This window comes from Nevskia soli (assembly GCF_903970205.1).
Lineage (GTDB): Bacteria > Acidobacteriota > Terriglobia > Bryobacterales > Bryobacteraceae > Bog-113.
This window is the reverse complement of the sequence record NZ_CAJCHS010000254.1, coordinates 1-21,243: the sequence shown is the minus strand read 5'-3', so window position 1 is coordinate 21,243 and position 21,243 is coordinate 1. Positions and strand designations below refer to the sequence as shown.

The 21,243-nt window shown below is 59.7% G+C and carries 21 protein-coding genes; 2 read left to right on the top strand and 19 right to left on the bottom strand.

Features of this window, described 5'->3' with window-relative positions:
- Positions 1-72: 72 nt before the first annotated feature.
- From H1Y01_RS11620 to H1Y01_RS11610, 3 genes are all read right to left on the bottom strand, one after another.
- On the bottom strand, positions 73-1,281 hold the full coding sequence (locus H1Y01_RS11620; protein ID WP_180540685.1) for an ABC transporter permease: 1,209 nt from the start codon (positions 1,279-1,281) through the stop codon (positions 73-75).
- Positions 1,282-1,345: 64 nt separating this feature from the next.
- Positions 1,346-2,125, bottom strand: coding sequence for a tetratricopeptide repeat protein (locus tag H1Y01_RS11615; protein WP_219341477.1), 780 nt, complete (start codon positions 2,123-2,125; stop codon positions 1,346-1,348).
- Positions 2,126-2,194: 69 nt separating this feature from the next.
- A complete protein-coding gene (locus H1Y01_RS11610; protein WP_180540683.1) occupies positions 2,195-2,656 on the bottom strand; it encodes a hypothetical protein in 462 nt (153 codons plus the stop codon).
- A 776-nt stretch (positions 2,657-3,432) separates the two neighbouring features.
- Here H1Y01_RS11610 and H1Y01_RS11605 point away from each other — a divergent pair.
- A complete protein-coding gene (locus H1Y01_RS11605; protein WP_180540682.1) occupies positions 3,433-5,754 on the top strand; it encodes a protease pro-enzyme activation domain-containing protein in 2,322 nt (773 codons plus the stop codon).
- Between the two features lie 297 nt (positions 5,755-6,051).
- Here H1Y01_RS11605 and H1Y01_RS11600 read toward each other — a convergent pair whose 3' ends face one another.
- Positions 6,052-6,954, bottom strand: coding sequence for a hypothetical protein (locus tag H1Y01_RS11600; RefSeq protein ID WP_180540681.1), 903 nt, complete (start codon positions 6,952-6,954; stop codon positions 6,052-6,054).
- Positions 6,955-7,069: 115 nt separating this feature from the next.
- Here H1Y01_RS11600 and H1Y01_RS11595 point away from each other — a divergent pair, with 115 nt between their 5' ends.
- Entirely contained in the window at positions 7,070-8,203 is a 1,134-nt protein-coding gene (locus H1Y01_RS11595; RefSeq protein WP_180540680.1) for a caspase family protein, read from the top strand.
- On the opposite strand, the gene H1Y01_RS11590 is transcribed toward H1Y01_RS11595, so the two are convergent.
- From H1Y01_RS11590 to H1Y01_RS19525, 15 genes are all read right to left on the bottom strand, one after another.
- A complete protein-coding gene (locus tag H1Y01_RS11590) occupies positions 8,145-9,410 on the bottom strand; it encodes a CHASE2 domain-containing protein (protein WP_180540679.1) in 1,266 nt (421 codons plus the stop codon). The two genes, H1Y01_RS11595 and H1Y01_RS11590, sit on opposite strands and share 59 nt — an antisense overlap.
- The gene (locus H1Y01_RS11585) at positions 9,407-10,216 is read right to left on the bottom strand and encodes a hypothetical protein (RefSeq protein ID WP_180540678.1); all 810 of its coding nucleotides are present in this window, start codon (positions 10,214-10,216) and stop codon (positions 9,407-9,409) included. The genes H1Y01_RS11590 and H1Y01_RS11585 overlap by 4 nt, the downstream gene beginning before the upstream one ends.
- Positions 10,217-10,430: 214 nt before the next feature.
- The gene (atpC, locus tag H1Y01_RS11580) at positions 10,431-10,844 is read right to left on the bottom strand and encodes an ATP synthase F1 subunit epsilon (RefSeq protein WP_180540677.1); all 414 of its coding nucleotides are present in this window, start codon (positions 10,842-10,844) and stop codon (positions 10,431-10,433) included.
- 1 nt (position 10,845) lies between these two features.
- A complete protein-coding gene (gene atpD, locus H1Y01_RS11575; protein WP_180540676.1) occupies positions 10,846-12,327 on the bottom strand; it encodes a F0F1 ATP synthase subunit beta in 1,482 nt (493 codons plus the stop codon).
- A gap of 11 nt (positions 12,328-12,338) precedes the next feature.
- Positions 12,339-13,214, bottom strand: coding sequence for an ATP synthase F1 subunit gamma (gene atpG, locus H1Y01_RS11570; protein ID WP_180540675.1), 876 nt, complete (start codon positions 13,212-13,214; stop codon positions 12,339-12,341).
- Positions 13,207-14,745, bottom strand: coding sequence for a F0F1 ATP synthase subunit alpha (atpA, locus tag H1Y01_RS11565; protein ID WP_180540674.1), 1,539 nt, complete (start codon positions 14,743-14,745; stop codon positions 13,207-13,209). The genes atpG and atpA overlap by 8 nt, the downstream gene beginning before the upstream one ends.
- Positions 14,746-14,811: 66 nt before the next feature.
- Positions 14,812-15,372: an ATP synthase F1 subunit delta gene (gene atpH / locus H1Y01_RS11560; RefSeq protein WP_180540673.1), complete on the bottom strand. Its 561-nt coding sequence runs from the start codon at positions 15,370-15,372 to the stop codon at positions 14,812-14,814.
- Between the two features lie 7 nt (positions 15,373-15,379).
- Positions 15,380-15,967 carry a F0F1 ATP synthase subunit B family protein gene (locus H1Y01_RS11555; protein ID WP_180540672.1) on the bottom strand — a complete coding sequence of 196 codons (588 nt, stop codon included), beginning with the start codon at positions 15,965-15,967 and terminating at the stop codon, positions 15,380-15,382.
- Positions 15,964-16,413, bottom strand: a complete 450-nt coding sequence (locus H1Y01_RS11550; RefSeq protein WP_180540671.1) for an ATP synthase F0 subunit B — start codon at positions 16,411-16,413, stop codon at positions 15,964-15,966. Before H1Y01_RS11550 ends, H1Y01_RS11555 begins: the two co-directional genes overlap by 4 nt.
- A 148-nt stretch (positions 16,414-16,561) precedes the next feature.
- A complete protein-coding gene (locus tag H1Y01_RS11545; protein WP_180540670.1) occupies positions 16,562-17,359 on the bottom strand; it encodes a tetratricopeptide repeat protein in 798 nt (265 codons plus the stop codon).
- Positions 17,360-17,491: 132 nt separating this feature from the next.
- Entirely contained in the window at positions 17,492-18,934 is a 1,443-nt protein-coding gene (locus H1Y01_RS11540; RefSeq protein WP_180540669.1) for an AAA family ATPase, read from the bottom strand.
- An 84-nt stretch (positions 18,935-19,018) separates the two neighbouring features.
- Positions 19,019-20,134: a non-hydrolyzing UDP-N-acetylglucosamine 2-epimerase gene (wecB, locus tag H1Y01_RS11535; protein WP_180540686.1), complete on the bottom strand. Its 1,116-nt coding sequence runs from the start codon at positions 20,132-20,134 to the stop codon at positions 19,019-19,021.
- Positions 20,135-20,204: 70 nt separating this feature from the next.
- Positions 20,205-20,423 (bottom strand): translation initiation factor IF-1, encoded by a 219-nt coding sequence (gene infA, locus H1Y01_RS11530; protein WP_180540668.1) that lies wholly within the window; start codon positions 20,421-20,423, stop codon positions 20,205-20,207.
- Positions 20,424-20,501: 78 nt separating this feature from the next.
- A complete protein-coding gene (locus H1Y01_RS11525; protein ID WP_180540667.1) occupies positions 20,502-20,705 on the bottom strand; it encodes a cold shock domain-containing protein in 204 nt (67 codons plus the stop codon).
- A gap of 347 nt (positions 20,706-21,052) precedes the next feature.
- The coding region (locus tag H1Y01_RS19525) for a hypothetical protein (RefSeq protein ID WP_219341476.1) at positions 21,053-21,243 on the bottom strand (191 nt) is incomplete at its 5' end.

Genomic DNA, 21,243 nt, shown 5'->3' with positions numbered 1-21,243 from the left:
AAAGTGCGGATGCGACTGCGGTTAGAAACAAAAGTCGTTTGAGCATGTCCAACGCAAGTGTAAATCAGCACGCTACTCGAAGCGCAGCGCTTCGGTAGGGTTCAGCCGGGAGGCACGATCCGCCGGCAGCATCCCGAAGAGCAGCCCAACGGCGCAGGATACAGCGAACGCGATCGCAATCGACCAACCCGAAATCGGGATGTGGATGTTGTTCGTCAGCAGATCCACGGCAGCCGGAACGGATATCCCGGCCAATATCCCGAGGCCGCCGCCACCGACGCTGATCAGCAGCGCTTCGGTCAGAAACTGTTCGAGGATCTCTTTTCGCGACGCTCCTACAGCCATCCGCAAACCGATCTCGCGCGTCCGTTCGGTGACCGTAACCAGCATAATGTTCATGATGCCGATGCCGGAGATGACGAGCGCGATCGCCGATACGAGGAGCAGCACGATCTGCAAAGCGATGCCGATACTCTTCGCGGCGTCGAGAATGCCGACTAAGTTCTCCACCTTGTACTTCGTGCCGGGGCGATGGCGGCTCTCCAGCAGGTCCTCCAGCGACTTAGTCAGCGGAATCACGCCGTCTGCCGAGCGGGCCTGGACATACAGCGGATCGATGCGCTCAACCGGAGCAAAGTAGCTTTGCACCGAGATCGGAATGACCACTGTCTCGTCGTTCAATTCCGATTGCCCGATACTGTCTACCTTCTCTTTGAAGGTACCGATGATTTTGAATTGCAGCCCATAAATGCGGATGGTCTGGCCGACGGCAGCTTCCTGAGCTCCATAAAGACGCGCGGCTAACTTCTGCGTGAGCACCGCCGCGCGGGCGCGAGTCGCGATGTCTTCGTGATCCAGGAATCGACCGGCGAGCACGACCAAGTTGCGCACCGGCCGGTAATACTCGTCGGAACCGATGATCAGCAGGCGCTGGGTGTTCCCGTCGACAACAATCTGGTCGTAGTTCGTCTCGACCCCGCTGGCCGCGACGATGCGATCCGCGAGTTGGTCGCGAACCGCCTGCACATCGGAGAGCTTGATGAAATCGGAGTTCACCTCCGCATCGGTCTGACGATTGCCGAGATCGAAGGACGCGAACACCATGTTGGAACCCACCGCTTCGATCTGATTGAGAATGTATTCCTGACTGGTAAGTGAAATGGTGACGACCAGAATGACGGACGCCGTGCCGATCACCATTCCCAGGCCGGTAAGGAAAGACCGGACCGGATTCGCGCGCAAGGCCTGGACGCTGAACCCGAGCGCTTCACCCCAGATCACCCTGATTCACCCCGGATCACCCTGATTCACCCCAGAACATGCTACTTCAGCCACACCGTCGGGCTTAGTCCGCGGATACTTTGCGGAGCAACCGCTCGGCTACTTCGCGGGAAGGATCGTCTTCGGTAAGATTCATCGACAAGTACTTCTGAAGCAGCCGGCGAGCCTCCCGGTTGTTGCGATTGGTTTCAATCAGCATGGACGCCCGGGCGTAGAGGAAACGAGGAGTATCCGGACTGGCCGCGAGTACTCCGGCGAAGATCTGGTCGCTCTCGCTGTAGCGGCCGCGGCGCGCCAGATATCGCGCCAGGTCGACCAGGCGCGAAGGCTGTTGCGGCGCCAGTTCGGCTGCGTGGCGGAACCCGCGTTCGGCCTGATCGAATTGCTTTTCGGCTTCGGACACGCGGGCGCGGTCGCGGGCGGCTTCAGCGGCGTCGTGGGTTGCGATGCGATCGGCGAGAACGAGTGCTTTCGCATTCCCTCCGCCGAGAAGCGCGGGCGCTTCGAGGTAGAACTCGAACAGGTCATCGGTCGCGTCCCAGTTCCTCGGGTCGAGCGCAACCGCCTTTTCGAGATTCAGGCGAGCCTTGACGGCCAACGCGGGAGCAGCCACGGCAAACGCCGTTTCGGCGCGATGTCCGTAGGCGCGGCCCAGAAGCAGGTAAGTGCGCGAGCTGGCGGGGTCAAGGCTGGCGGCGCGTTCCAGCACGTCAATGGCGCGCTTCAGATCCCCTTGGGCGAGATACCGCCCGCCGGCGGCGCGCAATGCCTCGGGATCGGACAGGTTCGGAGTTCCGGCAAAGGTAAGTCCGGCGGCAAGCAGGCCGGCGAAGAGCCCTTGCACTCTCTGGAATTTGTTCAAAATTCGTAGATGCCTTGAGCTACAAGGGCGTTGCAACAATCACCCGCGTCTTCACTTCCGGCGGAAATTGTGGACCAAGCCAACAATTCCGGACGGGATATAAAGAAAAGCGGGTATCGGGCCTGGGATCGCAGTGAGTAAGCCCAGGATCAAGCCTTTGATAAGAGCCGATTCACGGTCGTCGCCATACCAGCGTCTTTGTGCTTTATAGGCGATGAAGCCGAGCACCAGACCGGCGGCGGCTGAAAACGGCCAGATCAATCCGGCGGTCACGATCTCGCCGCCGAAGAGCATGAAGTCGACCACAAGGGTGAGGGCCGCAATGCGCGGATCAAGTCCGAAGATCTGTGCGAAGCCTCTGGCGGCTGTCGCGTGAGGCGTGGGGTATCCAGGGGCCGCCGGAAGGGGAGCAGAATACGCGACAGGAGTTGACGAAAACGAACTGAGTTTTGTGCCGCAAGCGGAGCAGTACTGACCGTCCGCTACTACGCCGCATCGGGTGCATCGAGACATGTGGGCCCGTCCTGAATTTGATTTTACCGCGAGAACTGCGAGGCGCTCACGCTTTCTGACTCCGCGCTTTTCCTACAAGCCTTAGGTTGGGCATTCTTTGTTCGGAGCGGTCGTGATGATTAGAATGGTCCGGCTCGGAATCGGCAGATAACGGGGCAGCGCTAACCTGTGTTTTAAATTCGGTTAGCATCTCCTTCAGGATCGCGCATTCGCGCCGGAGCCGATGCAATTCCTCAAATATCAGAAGTAAGTCTGAGTCCCTGATTAACATCAATCTATTCAGCCGGTGTAGTCAGAGTCGACCGGATCAAAACCATCATACTGGCGTTTTCCAGATGCGCGACGCGGCAAATGAAAAACATTTTCGATGGCCCGATATTCGGCGCATAATCAATAACCGAAATCGCGGGGCTTTTATTCCCGCTCCAGAGCATCCCTTCGCTTTCGCTTTGGCTCGTTTCGAATCGTGCAAGGCGCGGTGGCGTGTGATTTTTTTTTTGCGCCCGGCGCCGCAAGCCGTCGCGTCTGACAAGCGCTACGCCCCCACTTCGAGGCCGCGACCCTTCTACTCAAGACTTAGATGCCCGGATGCGGCTCCCTCAGGAATATCCGTGATACAACCACGGCGCAATATCCTTACCTTGCGGATGCCCCTTTAGTTAGTATTCCGGAATTTCTTCGTCACCGCTCGCATTTGCTCCTGCTTTTGCATTATCATTCTAGCCGGTGTTCACACTCATCGGTCTTGCAGAAGTACCACAGAAAAAGGAGACATTTTGACGAAAACAGTAAGCGTATCCCGCCTCGCGGTTCTTGGCCTCGCGGTTCTTGCCATAGCGCAGACGTCGACTGGCGTGGCTCAGGCACAATCCGTTTTGACGAATCATGTGCCGCCGGTTGTCAGCAGCGGCGCCGCGCAGTCCGTCGGTCAGCTTCCAGCCAACCAGATCATGACCCTCGATCTCGTTCTTGCTCTAAGCGATCCCGCGGGGCTGAAAAACTTCCTCGCGCAGGTCTACACACCCGGTAGCGGCATCTACCGGCAATTCGTGACCGTTCCGGAATTCACGGAAAGGTTCGGTCCCACTCAGGCGGACTATGACACGGTGGTCGGCTGGGCCCGGGCGAGCGGCCTGTCGGTCTATGGCGGCACGCGCGACGGAATGGATGTGCAAGTCAAGGCGCCGGTTTCGACCGTCGAGGCTGCGTTCAATGTGACTCTGCGGACTTATCAGGACCCCGTGACCAACCGGACGTTTTATGCTCCCGATCGCCAGCCGACCGAGAGTCTCCCCCTCAACCTCTGGCACATTTCGGGATTGGACAGTTATGCCAATCCGCATCCCTTGTTCGTGAGGAAGAGTGACTATGCGGCGGCTCATCATATCTCGCCGGACGCCGTGGTATCTCACGCGACCACCGGCTCCGGACCTTCGGCTTCTTTCCTCGGCAGCGACATGCGTGCGGCTTATTACGGGGGAACGGCGCTAACGGGAGCCGGCCAGAACCTCGGGTTATTCGAGTATGAAGGCACTGATCTCGCCGACCTCACCACTTACTTCAAGAACGTCGGCCAAACCAACAACGTGCCGGTTACGCTGCTCTCCACCGATGGCACCAGCACCAGCTGCACCGAAAGTTCCGGCTGCGACGACACCGAACAGACTCTCGATATGACGCAGGCGATCGGCATGGCGCCCGGTCTGGCGAGTCTGGTTGTGTATGTCGGGTCCACCGACACGGCAATTATCAGCGCCATGACTACGCATAGCCCATTGCCCACTACCATCGGCTGTTCGTGGGGTTGGACGCCCGCCGACCCGAGTACGCTGGATCCTTACTTCGAGAAGATGTCCTCCCAGGGACAAAACTTCTTTGCCGCCTCGGGCGACAGTTCGACATGGTCTTCAAGCAACGAAGCATGGCCGGCCGATGACGCCAATGTGGTTTCGGTCGGCGGTACCGATCTGACCACAGCCAGCGCCGCGGGGCCCTGGAAGTCGGAAACCGCATGGGTCGATAGCGGCGGCGGTATTTCGCCGGATAAGATCGCCATCCCGGCGTATCAACAACTCTCCGGTGTCATCAACTCGAGTAATAAGGGTTCGACTACTTACCGGAACGGCCCCGACGTATCGGCCAACGCGAATTTCAGCTTCTACGTTTGCGCGGACCAGACGACTTGCACAGCGAACGAGTACGGCGGCACGAGCTTCGCCGCGCCCATGTGGGCCGGCTTCATCGCGCTGGTCAACCAGCAGCTTGCCGAAAATGGTGACAAACCCATTGGCTTTATTAACCCTACGATCTATGCGGAGAACATAACCTCCAGCTATAGCTCTGACTTCCACGACATTACTAGCGGGAAGTCCGGCAGTTATTCAGCCGTAACCGGTTATGACCTGGTAACCGGGTGGGGCAGCCCCCAGGCCGGGCTTATCACCGCTCTAACGGGTACGGGGACAGGCGGCAGTCCGTCATTCACCATATCCGCTTCACCCACTTCGGTTTCGGTGAAGCAGGGCAGCAGCGGTTCTTCCACGATCACGACTGCCGTCTCAGGCGGCTTTGACGCGGCAATCAGCTTATCCGCGTCCGGCCAGCCGTCCGGTGTTACCGTAAGCTTCAGTCCGACATCCATCGCGGCGCCTGGGTCCGGCACCTCGACAATGACTCTAACCGTGGCTTCGTCGACGGCGACCGGCACTTACACCATCACGGTAACGGGAACCGGCGGCTCAGTCACGCAAATGACCACGGTATCGCTGACCGTAACCGGGACTTCAACCGGTACCTTCACGATCTCCGTCTCACCGACTTCAGGCTACCTGGATCGGGGACAAAGTGGCTATGCGGTCGTTACCACGAAAGTATCCGGCGGATTCGACTCGGCGATTTCGTTCTCCGCGACCGGCGTGCCCTCTGGAGTCACTTCCAGCTTCACACCCGCGTCCATCGGCGCGCCCGGTTCGGGATCGACCGATTTCAATCTGACCGTTTCAGAGTCCGCTCCGCTCGGGACTTACGCCATCACGATCACGGGGACCGGCGGAGGAGTTACCGAATCCACAATCCTAGAGTTCCAGGTGAAGCGCTAACTAACAACGGCAAGGCCCTGGATGCGATCAGCGTCCGGGGCCTATTCTTCGAGGCAAGACTTTGGAAGCCCGTGGTGAAACCCGCTCCTAAGGAACAACGCGGTGCGGCAGCGGAGGACCCTCCCTTTCGGTCGGGCTCGGAGTGGGCTGCGCGGCGCCCCACGCCGCTAAGTTCCTCTTGTTTTTGACATGGCCGCAGGCTACCGTAAAGCCCCACTCCGAGCCCGACCGAAAGGGAGGGTCTTCCACTGGCCAACAGGTTCACTACAAACGATGAGAAGCGGACCTAGCGGGAGTTTACTCGGCGACGCAGATTCCTGCGCCGTCGAATGAGGCTAATCCGCCCACGCTTACGGTTAAATTAGATTGCACTGCGCCCGAGCAGGGTTGAATCGAGGCGGGGGGAGTAGGTACCGTGAAGTTGATCTGATAGAGTCCGACTTCTTCCGGCACAAGCCCCGAGTATAAGGGGACGTTCGAACCCGCGGGTGGCAGGCCGGGCGTCGTTGGTTGTAGCGGTTCGGTTGCCAGTGCGTTCGCTCTGAAATTGAAATCGAGCAGGAAGGTCTCATAGGTGGGAGTAGCGGTGGTCGCGGCCTCTCCGGTCCCCACCGCTGGAACGGTTATTCCGAGCCCGACCGCGTAGGCGACAACCTCTTCTCCGGTCTGCGCCGGACTGGCCGCGGTTACCAGCGAACCATCGGCGTGGGCCACCAAGGGCTCACAAGGCAACCCGCTATACTGCGCTGGGGATTCGGTCCCGCCGGGAACCACTGTGTCACAAGCGGTTAAGATGTGAATCTGATCGGCCACGGGATTCAAGTTGATAGGTGTTTCCGCAATGCCGTTTACCGACAGCGTTAATTGGGCTAACTCCCTTACTTCGCACTGCGGATTCGTGAAGACACAATACGGCTCGATCTCATACGGGATTTGAATCGTGATGGCCGTCATCGGGGAGCAGGCGTTTAGGTTCAGGCAGGATGCGGACGAACTCATTCCCAGAACGGGGACCGGGCGACCGGATTGACTAACGCTGACCTCGCCCGTTAGGCTACCGGCCACAAACACAGAGATCAATTGCCCTGGAGCGACTGTTGTCGACTGGTAGTGATAGCCCAACCCCGTGATCGCGCCCTGGCCAAACGCGCCGGGTAAGAACGTTGCACAGAGGACCATAAGTGCCGTTGATGTGTCCATCAAAGTAACCTCAATTTCTCCGACCACTACCATGATATGGCGCTCGGAGGTGCTTTGGCGATTGTGTTAGTATTTCTCGGACCAGCATCCGTTTCGGCGAGCCCTTGAAATGCGCTTGAAATATCCCCGACTCCTGATCGTCACGGCGGCGTTGGCAGCTGCCAGTCCCTGCCGGGGGGAAAGTTGCGGCGCGGCTCACGATCTAATGAACCGCGCGCTGGAGCGCGTTCGCGCTCATAACACCGACAAGGAACTGGGAGATTCTCTCGAACTGCTGAAGCTTGCCGTCCAGGAATGCACCGAGTTAGGGGATGCCTGGTATTATCGATCCCTGTTCGAGAACCGGCTGCATCTGGACCGCATCGCGGCGCGCTCGCTGCATCAGGCCGAACTCGCGGGGTCGGATGCGATGCAGCAGAAACTCGACCCGTTCACGCTGGCCACTCCGGTTGAAGGCGCTCAAGTAGCGTTGACATCCAAGGTTCGCCAAAAATGGGCCCTCGTCGTCGGAATCGATGACTTCGAAAGCAAAGGAATCCAGCCTCTCTCGGTAGCAACGTCCGATGCGGATAGCTTCGCCGAGTTATTGCGCAATCCCGCGATCGGTAAGTTCCCCCGGGATCATGTGCGTGAGCTGAAAGATAAGCAAGCAACCTTAGTCGATCTTAGAAAGAGTCTGAACTGGCTTGCCGAATCGGCGAAACCTGACGACCTGGTGGTTATCTTCGTTAGTAGTCATGGCTCCGCGCGCGAAGCGGACACGGCGAACGTCAACTACATACTGGCTTACGACACAAACACGAGCACCAGGGACGATCTCTACGCGACGGCGCTGCCGATGGTCGAAGTCTCCAACGTCATTCGCAGCCGCGTCCGCGCTCTTCGCGCGGTGGTGTTTCTCGACACCTGCCACAGCGGCGCGGCGGCGGACGGATTGAAAGACGCTTCGGTTTCAACCGGCGCGCTCGATCAGATCCGCGAGGGATTCGGGCGCGTGGTTATCTCATCCAGCACGGCGAACCAGGCATCGCAGGAGAGCGAACAGCTAGGGCACGGCTACTTTACTTATAACCTCCTGCGTGCCTTGTCGCAGAGTAAAGGAATGCAGCCCGTGCGGGAGCTCTTCGACTACTTAAAGACCCAGGTGCCGGCTCAGGTCATGGCCGAGAAACAGGCCCGGCAGACGCCGGTTATCGCGATGAGCGATCGCGGCGCGGATATTGTAATAGGCGTCGAATCCGGTAGTTGATGTTTACGATAGTGATGTTCGGACTTTTTTCTTCCTCGCCGGGTTTTTCCAGTTCGTCTAACTGCTCGATGTGATCGTATAAGTGGTGCAGCATCATCCCAAACAGTACCGGGGCGAATGCCAGCCAGTAATGGACCAACAGGAATGCGAAAAAGCTGATGGCCATCGCCGCCACGGGCGCGGCCAGGAGGTTCAACCAGAACGCGCTCTTCAGCCGGAAGGCCCAGTAAAGGAGGATAACTCCGGTTCCAATCAGAAGGTCGAAAAGACCGGATGCCCACCACGGGGCTTCGAGTATGGACTTCCCGCCGGGTAAGTAAGACTGGGCGGCGTTCGCGATCAGCTCAAGGCCCGGCAACTCACCCGCAGGTGTAACGTACGAATCGCGGGCAGCTCGATAGTTGCCGCCCACGATTACGATCTTGCCGTCAAACGGGTTGGTCCGGTCTCCCGATGCTTCTCTCGCTTTTTGTCTACTATCGAAGTCGTCGGCGAGGAACTCACCTGCGTCAACGGTCTTGAAGGTCTCGTTGCTCCCCACTAAGCTGAACCGCCTGACTTTCGGGTTTTCTGTACACTCACTGGCGGAGCCATCTCCTTTGGCTAGCGCGCAACCCATAGAGGCAAGCTCCTGGGGTTTGCCATCAAGCGTGACCCGGTAACCGTCCCGGAATCTGCGGACGACCCCGTCGACATCCCGAGGGAAGTTCGGCAGAGCTTTGCAACCCAAGCGAAAGAAGTTGGCCGTGGGCGCCAAAACGAAGGACTGGTTTACCCCGCGCTCGGACTCGCTGGCGTCGACTTCCGGAACCACGGCCCAGATGATATCGCGAGACTGGCGCAGCTTTTTCATTTCGGCGTCATCCTGGACCTTGGGATCTTCGGTATCCAAGTCAACCCCGAGGACTTTCGGACGTAGATCGTGAATGCGCTGCAACAGCAGCGCGAGTTCTTTAGGATCCAGCGGAGACGTGTTTCCGAAGGGAATGCGGTAGTCGTCGTCCGTGATTACGACTAAGTAGATATCTTGGGATACTTTGGCTGGGTAAGATCGGACCATTCGATCGAATCCGAGAGACTCCACTCCTTCCAACATCGAGGTCTGCTCGAGCAGAAGAATCACGATGGTGATGATGACCAGCGCGAGAAGGTGGTGCAGCCACTCGTGGTGGAATGGCACGCCCTTTGTGCGCGGCGAGTCCCTCATCGCGGCAGTCCGTCGGCGATGGCCCGCAAGTACGCGCGTAGAGCGGAACGGGAAGACGGCCCGCCTTCGCCGCCGGGCCAATTCTTGACTATGTTCAATCCCTCTTGAAACTGCGCCGCATCTTTTGCATAAGTCGCCGGTGGGGAGAGCAGCGCCCAGGCAGAACTGCGATAGCCGCCTTCGGGATCCAGAATCGCTATTTTGACCAAGCCTCGTTTGCTGAATGCAGACGGAACCGGCGCGAGCGCCGGGGCGCCGGGCTGCCACTTGACCGGCACGGAGTCACTAGCGATGTTCGTTGCGGCGACTCCAGTGAACGCGATCGGATAAGCACCCTCGGGCGAATCCCCGAACGCCGGCCCGAGGTCGACTCGTCCCGCTTTCAATTCGAGAACGCAATCGCTAAGTTCAGCTTCGCCGACTCCGCGACTTACCGCCGCGATGTACATGGTCGGTTCGCGACTGAACTCGATGCTGATTAAAGAGAAGAACCGGCTGAAGTTCGCGCTGAAACTCTTGCCGACCGAAGGGATATTCTTATCGCGGAGTTCGAGAAGGCTGGTTGCCGGACCGGCGCCCTCGCACCTCAGGGTCACCGGCTCCTGCATCTCGGGAAGCAGGATGTTCAAAGAACCGCGGCTCGTACACCTGACTTTGTCACTGTAATCTAGGGCATCGAGGAAGTGTATCGCCTTTCCGCTTGCGTCGATTTCCCAGCGGCCGACAATGCCGAGCACGCGAGGCGCATCGTTCGCGGCCCAAGCGATGGCGGCTGTGCTCAGAACCATCAGGAGGGTCCTTAACATGGCAACGGAGTATAACACCACCGGCACCCCGCGGTGAAACCCGCTCTCTTACAGTCGGGGCTCTCCTGCAAATGACTCTTAACATCTCTGAAGGATCTACGCGGCTGACGGCGGAGGACCCTCCCTTTCGGTCGGGCTCGGAGTGGGGCTGTACGGCTCCATCGGAAATGACCCTAATATGCGGCGTTTCGCCTGGCTGCCTGGGCGCGACCTATTACTTAGCGCCTAAGTCGACTTCGGCCTGCGCGCGCTTGACGTTTTCCACTAACTCTTCGTACTGCTCGGGAGTTGGGCTATCTGAGGGCGGCTTGGTTAGCGCTTCCTGAGCGGCGCGCAGACGTTCCTGGGCTTCGATGGTGTTGATATCTTCCCGGCGCTTGGCCTCATCGGCCAGGATGCGGACACGGTCGCCGAGTACTTCGACGAAGCCGCCCATGATCGCCAGGGTCTGCGACTGTCCGATGCCGCCGCTCCAGCTTAAGATGCCGGCGCCTAGTTCGGAAAGTAGCGGCGCGTGGCCGGGCAGCACGCCGATGTAGCCGTTCCGCGCCGGGATGGTAGCTTCCGACACGCGCTCGTCGATCAACTGGCGTTCCGGCGTGGCGACGGTTAGTGCGAAGTCGGCCATCTTACTTGCCTTGCTTCATCTGCTCGGCCTTAGCGACCACTTCTTCAATGGTGCCTTGCATGTAGAACGCCTGTTCCGGAAGGTCGTCATGTTTGCCATCGACGATCTCCTTGAATGAGCGGACCGTGTCGGCGAGCTTCACGTACTTGCCCGGCGTGCCGGTGAACTGCTCGGCCACATGGAAGGGCTGCGAGAGGAACTTCTGAATCTTACGCGCGCGGTCCACAGTCTGGCGATCGTTTTCAGAAAGTTCGTCGATGCCAAGGATAGCGATAATGTCTTGCAGGTCTTTATATCGCTGCAGAATGCCTTTAACGGCCTGCGCGGTGTCGTAGTGTTCGTCGCCGAGGATGCGCGCGTCGAGAATACGGGAAGTGGATGCAAGCGGGTCGACCGCCGGGTAAATGCCCATCTCCGAGATCTGACGCGAGAGGTTGGTGGTGGCGTCGAGATGGGCGAAGGCCGTGGCCGGAGCGGGGTCGGTGTAGTCGTCCGCGGGCACGTAGATGGCCTGTACGGACGTGATGGAACCGCGCTTGGTCGAAGTGATGCGCTCCTGCAGCTCGCCCATTTCGCTGGCGAGATTGGGTTGGTATCCGACCGCGCTGGGCATACGGCCCAACAGCGCGGATACTTCCGAGCCGGCCTGCGTGAAGCGGAAAATGTTATCGATGAACAGCAGCACGTCCTGCCCTTCTTCATCGCGGAAGTACTCCGCGAGGGTCAGTCCCGTGAGACCGACACGCAGGCGGGCGCCGGGCGGCTCGGTCATCTGGCCATAGACCAGCGCGACTTTACTCTTGGCGGAATCGCCGGGAACGATGGTGCCGGATTCCTGCATTTCGAGCCAGAGATCGTTGCCTTCGCGGGTGCGCTCACCGACGCCGGCGAACACGGACACGCCGCCATGTTTCAATGCGACGTTGTTGATCAGCTCCTGAATCAGGACGGTCTTGCCGACGCCCGCGCCGCCGAACAGTCCGATCTTGCCGCCCCGCAGATAGGGTTCGAGAAGATCGATGACTTTGATGCCGGTCTCGAACATCTCGAGCTTGGTCGATTGATCCTCGAACGAGGGCGCGGGGCGGTGGATCGGATAGAACTTGGTCGCGTTCACGGGGCCGAGGTTATCCACCGGCTGGCCGATCACATTGAGCACCCGGCCCAGCGTTTCGCGTCCCACGGGGACCATGACGCCATGACCGAGGTTAACGGACTTCATCCCGCGCACCAGACCTTCCGTGCTTTGGAGCGCGATGGTGCGCACGCGGCCTTCGCCCAGGTGCTGCTGGGTTTCGCAGATGATGTCGATGGGCTCCGGGACGTCGAAGCCTTCGCTGGTGATGCGGATGGCGTAGTGAAGTTCGGGAATCTCGCCTTCCTCGAACTGGCAATCGACGGCCGGTCCGGCCACCTGGATCACTTTGCCGATGGTTTCTTTGGTGATTTCCTGATCAACTATGTCGTGCGTTGCTGTTGCCATGTCTTGTACTCCTAATCGAGAGCGGCCGCGCCGCTGACGACTTCGATGATTTCCTTGGTGATCGCGGCCTGACGCGCGCGGTTCATGGTGAGAGTCAGTTTATCGATGACATCGCCGGCGTTGCGCGAGGCAGCGTCCATGGCAGTCATGCGGGCCGCGTGTTCCGAAGCGGATGTTTCCAGCATGCCTTGAAAAACAGCTACTTCGACGTAGCGCGGCAGCAGGCGCTGGAGCATCTCGAGCGGGGGCTGCTCGAATATGTAGTCGATGATCTTCGGCTCCTCGCCTTGTTTCGGTTCGGGGAGGGCGACGGGCAGCAGGCGCGTCTCGCTCGGCTTCTGGCTCATCACATTTTTGAACTCGCTATTGATGAGGTAAACCGCGTCAACCTCTCCGTCGCGGAAGCGGCGCACGCTTTCCCGACCAATTTCGGCCGCGGTGGCGTACGCGGGCTTGGCGAGCACGCCGATGTAATCGCGAGGAACAGAGGCATTGCGGCGGCGGAAGTAATCGCGACCCTTGCGGCCCACGGTGACGATGTCGAACGCGACGCCTTCATGTTCCCGGATGAAGCGATCGGCGGTACGGGTGAGGTTGGCGTTGAACGCGCCCGCTTTGCCGGTGTCGCTCGTCATCAGAATCAGCTCGATCCGCTTCGCTTCGCGCTGGGCGAGAAGCGTGGATGCGCTGAGGTCCGGGTCGCTCGCCGCGGCGGCGGCCAGGTTGCTGAGCAGTTCGCGAATGGACTGCGCATAGGGACGCGCCGCAATCACGCGGTCCTGCGCGCGGCGCAGCTTGGCCGCGGAGACCAGCTTGAGCGCGCGCGTGATCTGCTGCGTGTTCTTGACGGAACGGATCCGGCGCCGTATGTCGATGAGACTAGGCATGCGCGGGGGCGGCCTTGCGGTCGGCTACAAAGCGCTCTTTGAACTCTTTGATCGCGGCGCTGAGATCACCCTTGACGGTATCGTCCAGGACTTTCTTTTCGCGGATCATCTGGAGAACACCGGGTTTCGATCCATCGAGGAAACGGTAGAGCTCGGCTTCGAACTCACGGATCTGATTCACCGGGAGGTCGTCAAGGAACCCGTTGGCTCCGGCGAAGATGATGGCGATCTGCTTCTCGACGGGCAACGGCGAGAACTGCTTCTGCTTGAGCAACTCGACCATGCGTTCCCCGCGGTTGAGCTGCGCCTGCGAGTTCTTGTCGAGATCGGATCCGAACTGCGCGAATGCGGCGAGCGAGCGATACTGCGCGAGATCGAGGCGCAGCGTTCCGGCGACCGAGCGCATGGCTTTGATTTGCGCGCTGCCTCCGACTCGGCTGACAGAAAGACCTACGTTGATGGCGGGACGCACGTTGGAGTTGAACAGATCGGCTTCCAGATAAATCTGCCCGTCCGTGATCGAGATGACGTTCGTCGGGATATACGCAGATACGTCGCCGGCCTGCGTTTCGATGAACGGCAGCGCGGTGAGCGATCCGCCGCCCAGTCCGTCGTTGAGCTTGCACGCACGTTCCAACAGACGGCTGTGGAGGAAGAAGACATCGCCCGGATACGCTTCGCGGCCCGGCGGACGGCGGAGCAGCAGCGAGATTTCGCGATAGGCGGCGGCGTGTTTCGAGAGGTCGTCGAAAACGATCAGCGCGTGGCGGCCGTTGTCGCGGAAGAACTCGCCCATGGCGCAGCCCGAGTAGGGCGCGAGGTACTGCATCGGGGTGGGATCGGATGCGCTGGCCGAGACGACGATGGTGTACTCCATCGCGCCGGCTTCTTCGAGCGTCTTTACGACCTGGGCAACCGTGGAGCGCTTCTGGCCGATCGCGACGTAGATGCAGATGACATCGCCGCCCTTCTGATTGATGATCGTGTCGATGGCGATGGCGGTCTTGCCGGTCTGGCGGTCGCCGATGATGAGTTCGCGCTGGCCGCGGCCGATCGGAATCATGGCGTCGATGGCTTTGATTCCGGTCTGCATGGGCTGCTTGACCGGTTGGCGATCCACCACGCCGGGAGCGATGCGTTCGACCGGGCTGGTGCGGCTGGTGTTAATCGCGCCTTTGCCGTCGATCGGGCGCCCGAGCGCATCCACCACGCGTCCAATGAGTTCATCGCCGACCGGGACGGCCATGATCTTGCCGGTACGCTTAACCTGATCGCCTTCGCGGATCTCGTTGTATTCGCCGAGGAGCACGGCGCCGACCTGGTCTTCTTCCAGGTTCATGGCGATGCCGGTGACACCGTGCGGAAACTCGACCATCTCGCCGGCCATGACCTTCTCCAGGCCGTGGATGCGCGCGATGCCGTCGCCCAGGGAAATCAGCGTCCCCGTTTCCGAAACCTCAACCGCATTGCCGTAATTTTCGATCTCCTGCTTGAGGAGCTTGGTGATTTCGTCTGCTCCGATATGAGCCATTTGTTCTGTTTACTCCAGCGGCGGCGCACGTATGGCGCTCGAGCCGCGAAAACGTTGATTGTATTCCTATCCTGCGGCGAGTCGCGAGCCGATGACTTCCAGCTGGCCGCGCACCGAGCCGTCGTAGACCGTAGAACCGACCCGCGCAACCACCCCGCCGACAAGTGAAAGGTCCAGTTCCAGATTGAGGCGAATGCGCTTTCCGGTGATCTCGCCCAGCTTGCCTGCAATCTGGTTCTTTTCGTCTTCCGAAAGGGGCGAGGCGATGGTGAGAACCGCGCGCTGGAATCCCAGTTTCTCGTCGAGGACCACACCCGCTACCTGATTCGCTTCGCGCACCAGCATCAGGCGGCGGTGATCGCTGAGGACGAAGAGGAAATTGCGCACCAGCCGGTGAATACCCAGGCGATCGGAAAGAGCGGCGATCACCGCTCGCTTGCGTTCGGCGGAAACGGAGGGGGAAACGAGGACGAGGTCGAGATCGCGCGATTCAGAAAGGGCGGCCACAAAGTCGTTGAGGCCGCTGAGGATCACGAGCGGGTCATCGGACGGGTTTGCCGATTGATTTGCAATCAGGGCTTCAACGAGGGCCTCCGCGTAGCGCGAAGCGATGCCGGTGTTGGTCATGGCGCGATCAGGCCTTCAGCCCTTCGACGAATTGGGTGGTGAGCCGGTGCTCGATGTCGGTGTTCATGCGCGCGCGAATCCGCTCTTCGGCAAGCTGTAAGGCAAGCCGCGCGGCGTGGCGGCGAAGATCGAGCGTCGTGTTGCGTCCAAAGCTTTCGATTTGCGCTTCGGTGCTGGAGCGCAGGTAAGCGGTCTCCGTTTCGAGGCGCTTGGCGAGGTCTTGCAGCGCGCGGGCGCGTTCGTCGGCCGCGATTTTGCGAAACGATTCGACTTCGGCGCCCAGATTCGCCAGACGCTTCTGGACTTCAGCGGCGCGCCGCTCGGCATCGGCGCGGCGGGCGCGCGCTTCCTCTAGTCCTTTGCGGATTTGTGCGGTTTCGCCGGAGAAATAGGGGTTGCCGTACTTGTACGCGAAGAAGCCGAGAACGGCGGCGAGAACGGCGAAATTGGCCCAGCGCCATCCGATGAACTCGTCTTTCTCGGCCTCGGTCAGACGCTTCTGTTCGGCTGAGTTGTCCGGACCGCCGGTTTGTGCCGCGACGATCGGGTAGGCAAAAAGCCCCGCGGCGATCAGGGCCATCGAAACGCGTTTCAAGCCGCACGACCTTCGAGGATGCGGGCGACGATCTGATCGGCCAGTTCGCTGCTGCGGGATTCAAGCGACCGCCGGGCTTGTTCGGATTCTTCAAGCAGCTGCGCGTGAGCCCTGGCGATCTGCGTTTCCGCTTCGCGGCGCGTGCGTTCGAGTTGGGCCGCGTTTTCGGCCTCGACGGCCTTCAGCGCCTGCGCCTGTTCGGCGTAAATTTCGCCGCGAGCGGCGCGGAGTTTCTCTTCGTATTCGGCAATTTGGCGCTCGGCGTTTCGCATGCTGTCTTCAGCGGCTTTGCGCGCGCCTTCGGTCGCTTCGTAGCGCTCGGCTAAGAGGCGCGCGATGGGCTTGAAAAACATGCCGCGCAGGTAGATGACGAGGAAAAGAACGATCAGGAAAGTGGGGACGCTGTTGCGCAGTATTCCACCAAGCTGATGAAGAATCAAATCCATTTTGCTGTCGAAAGGATCAAGCCGGGAGGTACGGTTTGAATCTAGCAGTTTAGCATAAGGGGCCTCTCGGGCTTGGGCGGGCAGGGGCTTTCGGGAGCGCGCTTGAAGCGCCGCTTTACAACGTAAACGGCGCCGGCACGGCGGTTCTTCAGTATCCCCGGAAGTTCATGTTGAATTGCCCGCTCAGGTAACTGGCTGCCGGGTTAAATCCGGCAAACGCCGAGGACGGCGCCGCGGCCGACGCGCCCGCGGGGGCAAACTTCGCCACGCAATCCGCTACGGACGCAACCGTTTTCATTAACTGGCTCCAGTCGAAGCCCGCCTTTTTCTCCTGCCCGGTACCGGCGCCCGAGCCGTTGGCTAACGGCGGGGACGGCGCGGGCTGCATCTGCTGGGCGATCACCTGGGGCGAGGGTAAGTTCGGCACGGCTTGAGCCGCCGCTTGAAAATACTGGTTCGCCACGACCTGGTTGCCTTGGTTCACGTTCAACGCGCTCAGCATATATTGCGAAAAAGCGTCCATCGGATTCAGTTGGACGGCGCGCGTAAAGGCGCGGATCGCTTCCGGTACGTTCTGGCGGGCGATCTCAACCATCCCCGCGCTGGCATGATACGGGGCGAAATTCGGGTTGATCTGGATCGCCTGATTTAGCGCGCATTCCGCGTAGTAGAGATGCATCGGCGCGTTCTGGAGCCAGCCGGTCATCAAGGCGAGCCGCGCCGCATTGTAGTGAAGGTACGCGGCGGTGAAAAACACGCCCTCGAGCACCGGCATGCGGTACTGTTGAGCCGTCGTGATGATGTTATCGAGCTGGGCGGATGCGTTCGCCAGCAGTTGGGTCGCTCCCGGCAGATTCCCTTGCACCTCAAGAAACGCCGCCTGCCGGCCCAGGTTGCAGGCCTGCATATACTGCTGGCTCAACGCGAAGAATAGTTGGGTGGCCATCGCTTTGGACCTCTACTAAGTGAGAGTCTACTCGCCCTGGCGCACCCCAAGCAAGCCCAAAATTGACAGCCAAAATTGCATGCACGGCCGGGAGAGTATCGGACTACTCCAGCCGAAGCGCCGCGGTCGCCTCTATCGCGCCGTGTTGATGACCGTCGCCAACCGTCCGCGAATCTGGTTCATTACATCCGACGCCAGGAAGGGCTTGCGAAGGACCGGGAAATCGTACTCTTCACACGTCGCTTCTTCTTCCGCCGGAAGGACCGAGCCGGTCATCATGATTACCTGCATGCGCGGAACCACCTGGCGCAGCTGCATGCCGAGTTCGACGCCGTTTCCGTCGGGCAGCAGGTAATCGAGCAATGCCGCGTTCGGCTTATGCTCAGCGGCCAAACGGCGCGCCTGTCTCGCGCTTTCCGCCGTAAGTAGTTTCCAACCCGCCTCAGCCATCAGCCGCTCCAGGAAGTGCAACAGGTCACGGTTGTCGTCAACCAACAAGACCGTCGGGTGAGTGGGAACCAGCGCTTCATCCGGCCCGGTGGTCCTAAGAGTAAGATCCGAGCGGTCCGCTTGGATCTCCACGCGAACGCGGCTTCCCGGATCGATCTGTCCCATGGCCACTAACGCGGATAAGGGCTGAGTCAAATGCTTGTGGATGGTCCGCTTCAATTCGCGCGCCCCATACTCCGAACTGGTGCCGTGCTCAATGAGCCACTGCCGCGTCTCGAAGGGTACTTCGATGGTGAAACATCGATTCGCCAGGCGAGTGTTGACGTGCTCCTGCAGCCCTAGAATCTCGTGGTCGACAATCGACGCCAGAGATTCGATGGTCAGCGGCTGGTAAGTGATGACACAATCGATGCGATTTACAAACTCGGGGGAAAATTTCTTCCGCACTGCAACTAACGCGATATTTTGCAGCTTGGATGTAAGATCCGTGCGCTGCATGGCGGCCCCGGATTGAAAGCCGAAATCGGGATTGATTTCCTTCATCATCTCCCGCGCGCCTAAGTTACTCGTCAAAAAGACAAGACTCTTTTCGAAGTTCACCATGGAGTTATCGCCCAGGCGCAGTACACCCTTATCGAGAACTCCCAGTAGTAGCCGCGTCATGGAAGGCGCCGCCTTTTCGATCTCGTCGAATAGGATCAAGGAGAGCTGGCTCTTATCGCTGGTAACTGAATTTACCTTCTGCTGCGACAGGACGGGCTGTGTCTCGCGATGACCAAGATAGCCGGGAGGAGCGCCGATCAGCTTGGCGACTTCGTGTTCCATCTGGAACTCTCCGCAGTCGACCTTAAGTACGTTCTTGGAGCTGCCGTGCAGAATCTCGGCGAGGGCTTCAACGGTTTTAGTTTTGCCCGTCCCGGTAGGACCGAGCAGAAGGAATACGCCCACCGGTCTGCCCTCGGGGGCCAGTCCCGCCTGGAACATCTGAATATACGGAATAATAGCCTTGGTCGCACCGGGCTGTCCAACTACTTTCTTGGATAGTACAGCGGTTAGATTCTCGATCAGATCGTCCGCTTTTTTCCGCGAACGAGGCGCGGAGGTAGCCTTACTTCGTTCCACCATACTGCCCTGATTATACTTGTGTGTTCTGTAATTTCCCTAGGAATTAGCGCCGGCCGCGGCGGAATCGAAAGTTTTTCGTTATACCTAACTTTCGAAGAATGTGCGGATTGCATCGGCGATCCGACCGCTCGCTTGACCGTCTCCGTATGGGTTGTGAATGCGGGACATAGCTCGACGCATTTCGGGATTGTCGAGGAGTTGGCTCGCCGCTTCGGTAATACGATCCGGGTTGGTGCCGACCAGTTTGACGGTACCTACAGCTACAGCTTCCGGACGTTCCGTCTTGTCACGCATTACGAGTACAGGCTTTCCCAGTGACGGACCTTCCTCCTGTATCCCGCCTGAATCAGTGATGAGAATGTCGGCGCGGCGCATGAGATCGACAAACGGAACATAATCGAGAGGTTCGACTAGAAACACATTCGGCAAGCCTTCGAGCGCGCGGAACACAGGTTCCATGACGTTCGGATTGCGATGCACGGGATACACCACCTGAACATCCGGTCGTTGCGCGAGCCGGACCAGCGCCGCACAGATATCCTCGAACCCCGCACCGAAGCTTTCGCGGCGATGCGCGGTAACCACGATAAGCCGCCGCGAGGGATCGAGCCGCGACCAATCGTCGCCGTGGAGCACGCCGCGTTCCAGTAGAGAGCAGATATGCAGCACGGCATCGATGCCGCTCTGACCGGTCACCCGGATGCGGTCGTTCGCAATTTGTTCGGCGCGTAGATTTGCGGCCGCTCCTTCTGTGGCGGCCAGATGAATCGACGCCAGGCGGCCGGTGACCACGCGGTTCATCTCTTCGGGGAAAGGTTGCGTCAGATCGCCCGTGCGCAGACCCGCTTCGACATGCGCCACCGGAATGCGCGCATAGAATGCGGTCAGCGCGCCGCAGAGAGTGGTGGTGGTGTCGCCTTGGACGACTACCGTGTCGGGCCGTTCGGACGCGATCACCGGCTCGAGCGCGCTCATCATACGGCCGGTGAGACCGGCCAGGCTTTGTCCCGCCTGCATGATGTCGAGATCGTGATCGGGACGGATTTCGAACGCGCTTAGAACCTGGTCCAGCATGCCGCGATGCTGGGCCGTGACACAAACGCGCACATCAAACTCGGCGGGACGGCGCCGCATGTGCAAGATGACCGGCGCCAGCTTGACCGCTTCGGGACGCGTTCCGAATACAAACAGAGTCTTGATCACACCTGAAACTGCGCTCATCGTCATCACAAGGTGCTCTGCCCGGCGCGAGTTTCTCGCGACACGTGCGCTAGCGATGCCGGAACGTGATGCGGCCCTTAGTCAAATCGTAGGGGGAGAGTTCGAGGGTGACGCGGTCGCCGGCCAGAACGCGAATGCGATTGCGACGAAGGCGCCCGGCCAGGTGAGCCAACACAACGCGGTTTTGTTCCAACTGAACGCTGAACAGACCGCTGGGAAACTTTTCAAGAACGGTACCGGTGACTTCGATGCTATCTTCTTTGCTCAAACGTTCATCCTGATCCTATTTTGGCAGAAGCGGCGCGGGATTTTGCTTGTCGCGCCGCCCGCCGCTGAAAAGCAGGACCTACGACGCGGTAACGTTCGCCGCCTGCAATCCTTTCGGACCATTGAGGACCTCGAACTCCACGCGCGAACCTTCGTCTAAGCTGCGGTAGCCCTGAGACTGAATCGCGGTGAAATGAACGAAGACGTCCTCGCCGTTCTCACGTTGAATGAACCCAAAACCTTTGGCGGCGTTGAACCACTTGACTGTACCTTTTTCTCTCATCTTGCTTCCTTTGTTCTCGGGTGAGGCTTCCGCTGCGAGCTATGTCGCCTGCCCTCTGACGCAGTACGGGGCCGCAGAGGCCGGAAACAGGCGTCCAATCGTTCGAACGGACTCACCAGTATACAAAAAAAGCACCGAAAGTTTGAATTAAAAAGTAATAAAAGTTTGAATTCTTTTGGCCTCTTGGATGGGAGCCGGAGGACGGCTGGGTGGAACGAGAAGTCGACGGCTCATCGACACGGGCTCATGATTCGCGCCGGAGCGCCGCTCAACGGCCCTCACGCTGATACACCGCGAAGTCGCCGACGACCTCGTCCGGCTCCCGCCCAAAGGGCTCCAGGCTGGCCTTATGCACCCATGGATAAGAATGATCGTGAAGCGCGATCGGGGCGCGTGGCTTCGGCGGCGCGTCCGGATCGATTTCGCATCACGCCGACCGCAGTCACAGCCGCCACCCACAGCAAACTTGCCACCATGACGATTGCTCCGATGTCCCTGTAAAGAGCAGTTCCGTCGAGCATCGACCGGATGCCGAGGA

Bases quoted from the DNA above. Each gene is read 5' to 3' on its own strand.
- H1Y01_RS11610 (WP_180540683.1), bottom strand. From the start codon at position 2,656: ATGTCTCGATGCACCCGATGCGGCGTAGTAGCGGACGGTCAGTACTGC.
- H1Y01_RS11600 (WP_180540681.1), bottom strand. From the start codon at position 6,954: ATGGACACATCAACGGCACTTATGGTCCTCTGTGCAACGTTCTTACCC.
- H1Y01_RS11590 (WP_180540679.1), bottom strand. From the start codon at position 9,410: ATGAGGGACTCGCCGCGCACAAAGGGCGTGCCATTCCACCACGAGTGG.
- H1Y01_RS11585 (WP_180540678.1), bottom strand. From the start codon at position 10,216: ATGTTAAGGACCCTCCTGATGGTTCTGAGCACAGCCGCCATCGCTTGG.
- atpC (WP_180540677.1), bottom strand. From the start codon at position 10,844: ATGGCCGACTTCGCACTAACCGTCGCCACGCCGGAACGCCAGTTGATC.
- atpD (WP_180540676.1), bottom strand. From the start codon at position 12,327: ATGGCAACAGCAACGCACGACATAGTTGATCAGGAAATCACCAAAGAA.
- atpG (WP_180540675.1), bottom strand. From the start codon at position 13,214: ATGCCTAGTCTCATCGACATACGGCGCCGGATCCGTTCCGTCAAGAAC.
- atpA (WP_180540674.1), bottom strand. From the start codon at position 14,745: ATGGCTCATATCGGAGCAGACGAAATCACCAAGCTCCTCAAGCAGGAG.
- atpH (WP_180540673.1), bottom strand. From the start codon at position 15,372: ATGACCAACACCGGCATCGCTTCGCGCTACGCGGAGGCCCTCGTTGAA.
- H1Y01_RS11550 (WP_180540671.1), bottom strand. From the start codon at position 16,413: ATGGATTTGATTCTTCATCAGCTTGGTGGAATACTGCGCAACAGCGTC.
- H1Y01_RS11545 (WP_180540670.1), bottom strand. From the start codon at position 17,359: ATGGCCACCCAACTATTCTTCGCGTTGAGCCAGCAGTATATGCAGGCC.
- H1Y01_RS11540 (WP_180540669.1), bottom strand. From the start codon at position 18,934: ATGGTGGAACGAAGTAAGGCTACCTCCGCGCCTCGTTCGCGGAAAAAA.
- H1Y01_RS11525 (WP_180540667.1), bottom strand. From the start codon at position 20,705: ATGAGAGAAAAAGGTACAGTCAAGTGGTTCAACGCCGCCAAAGGTTTT.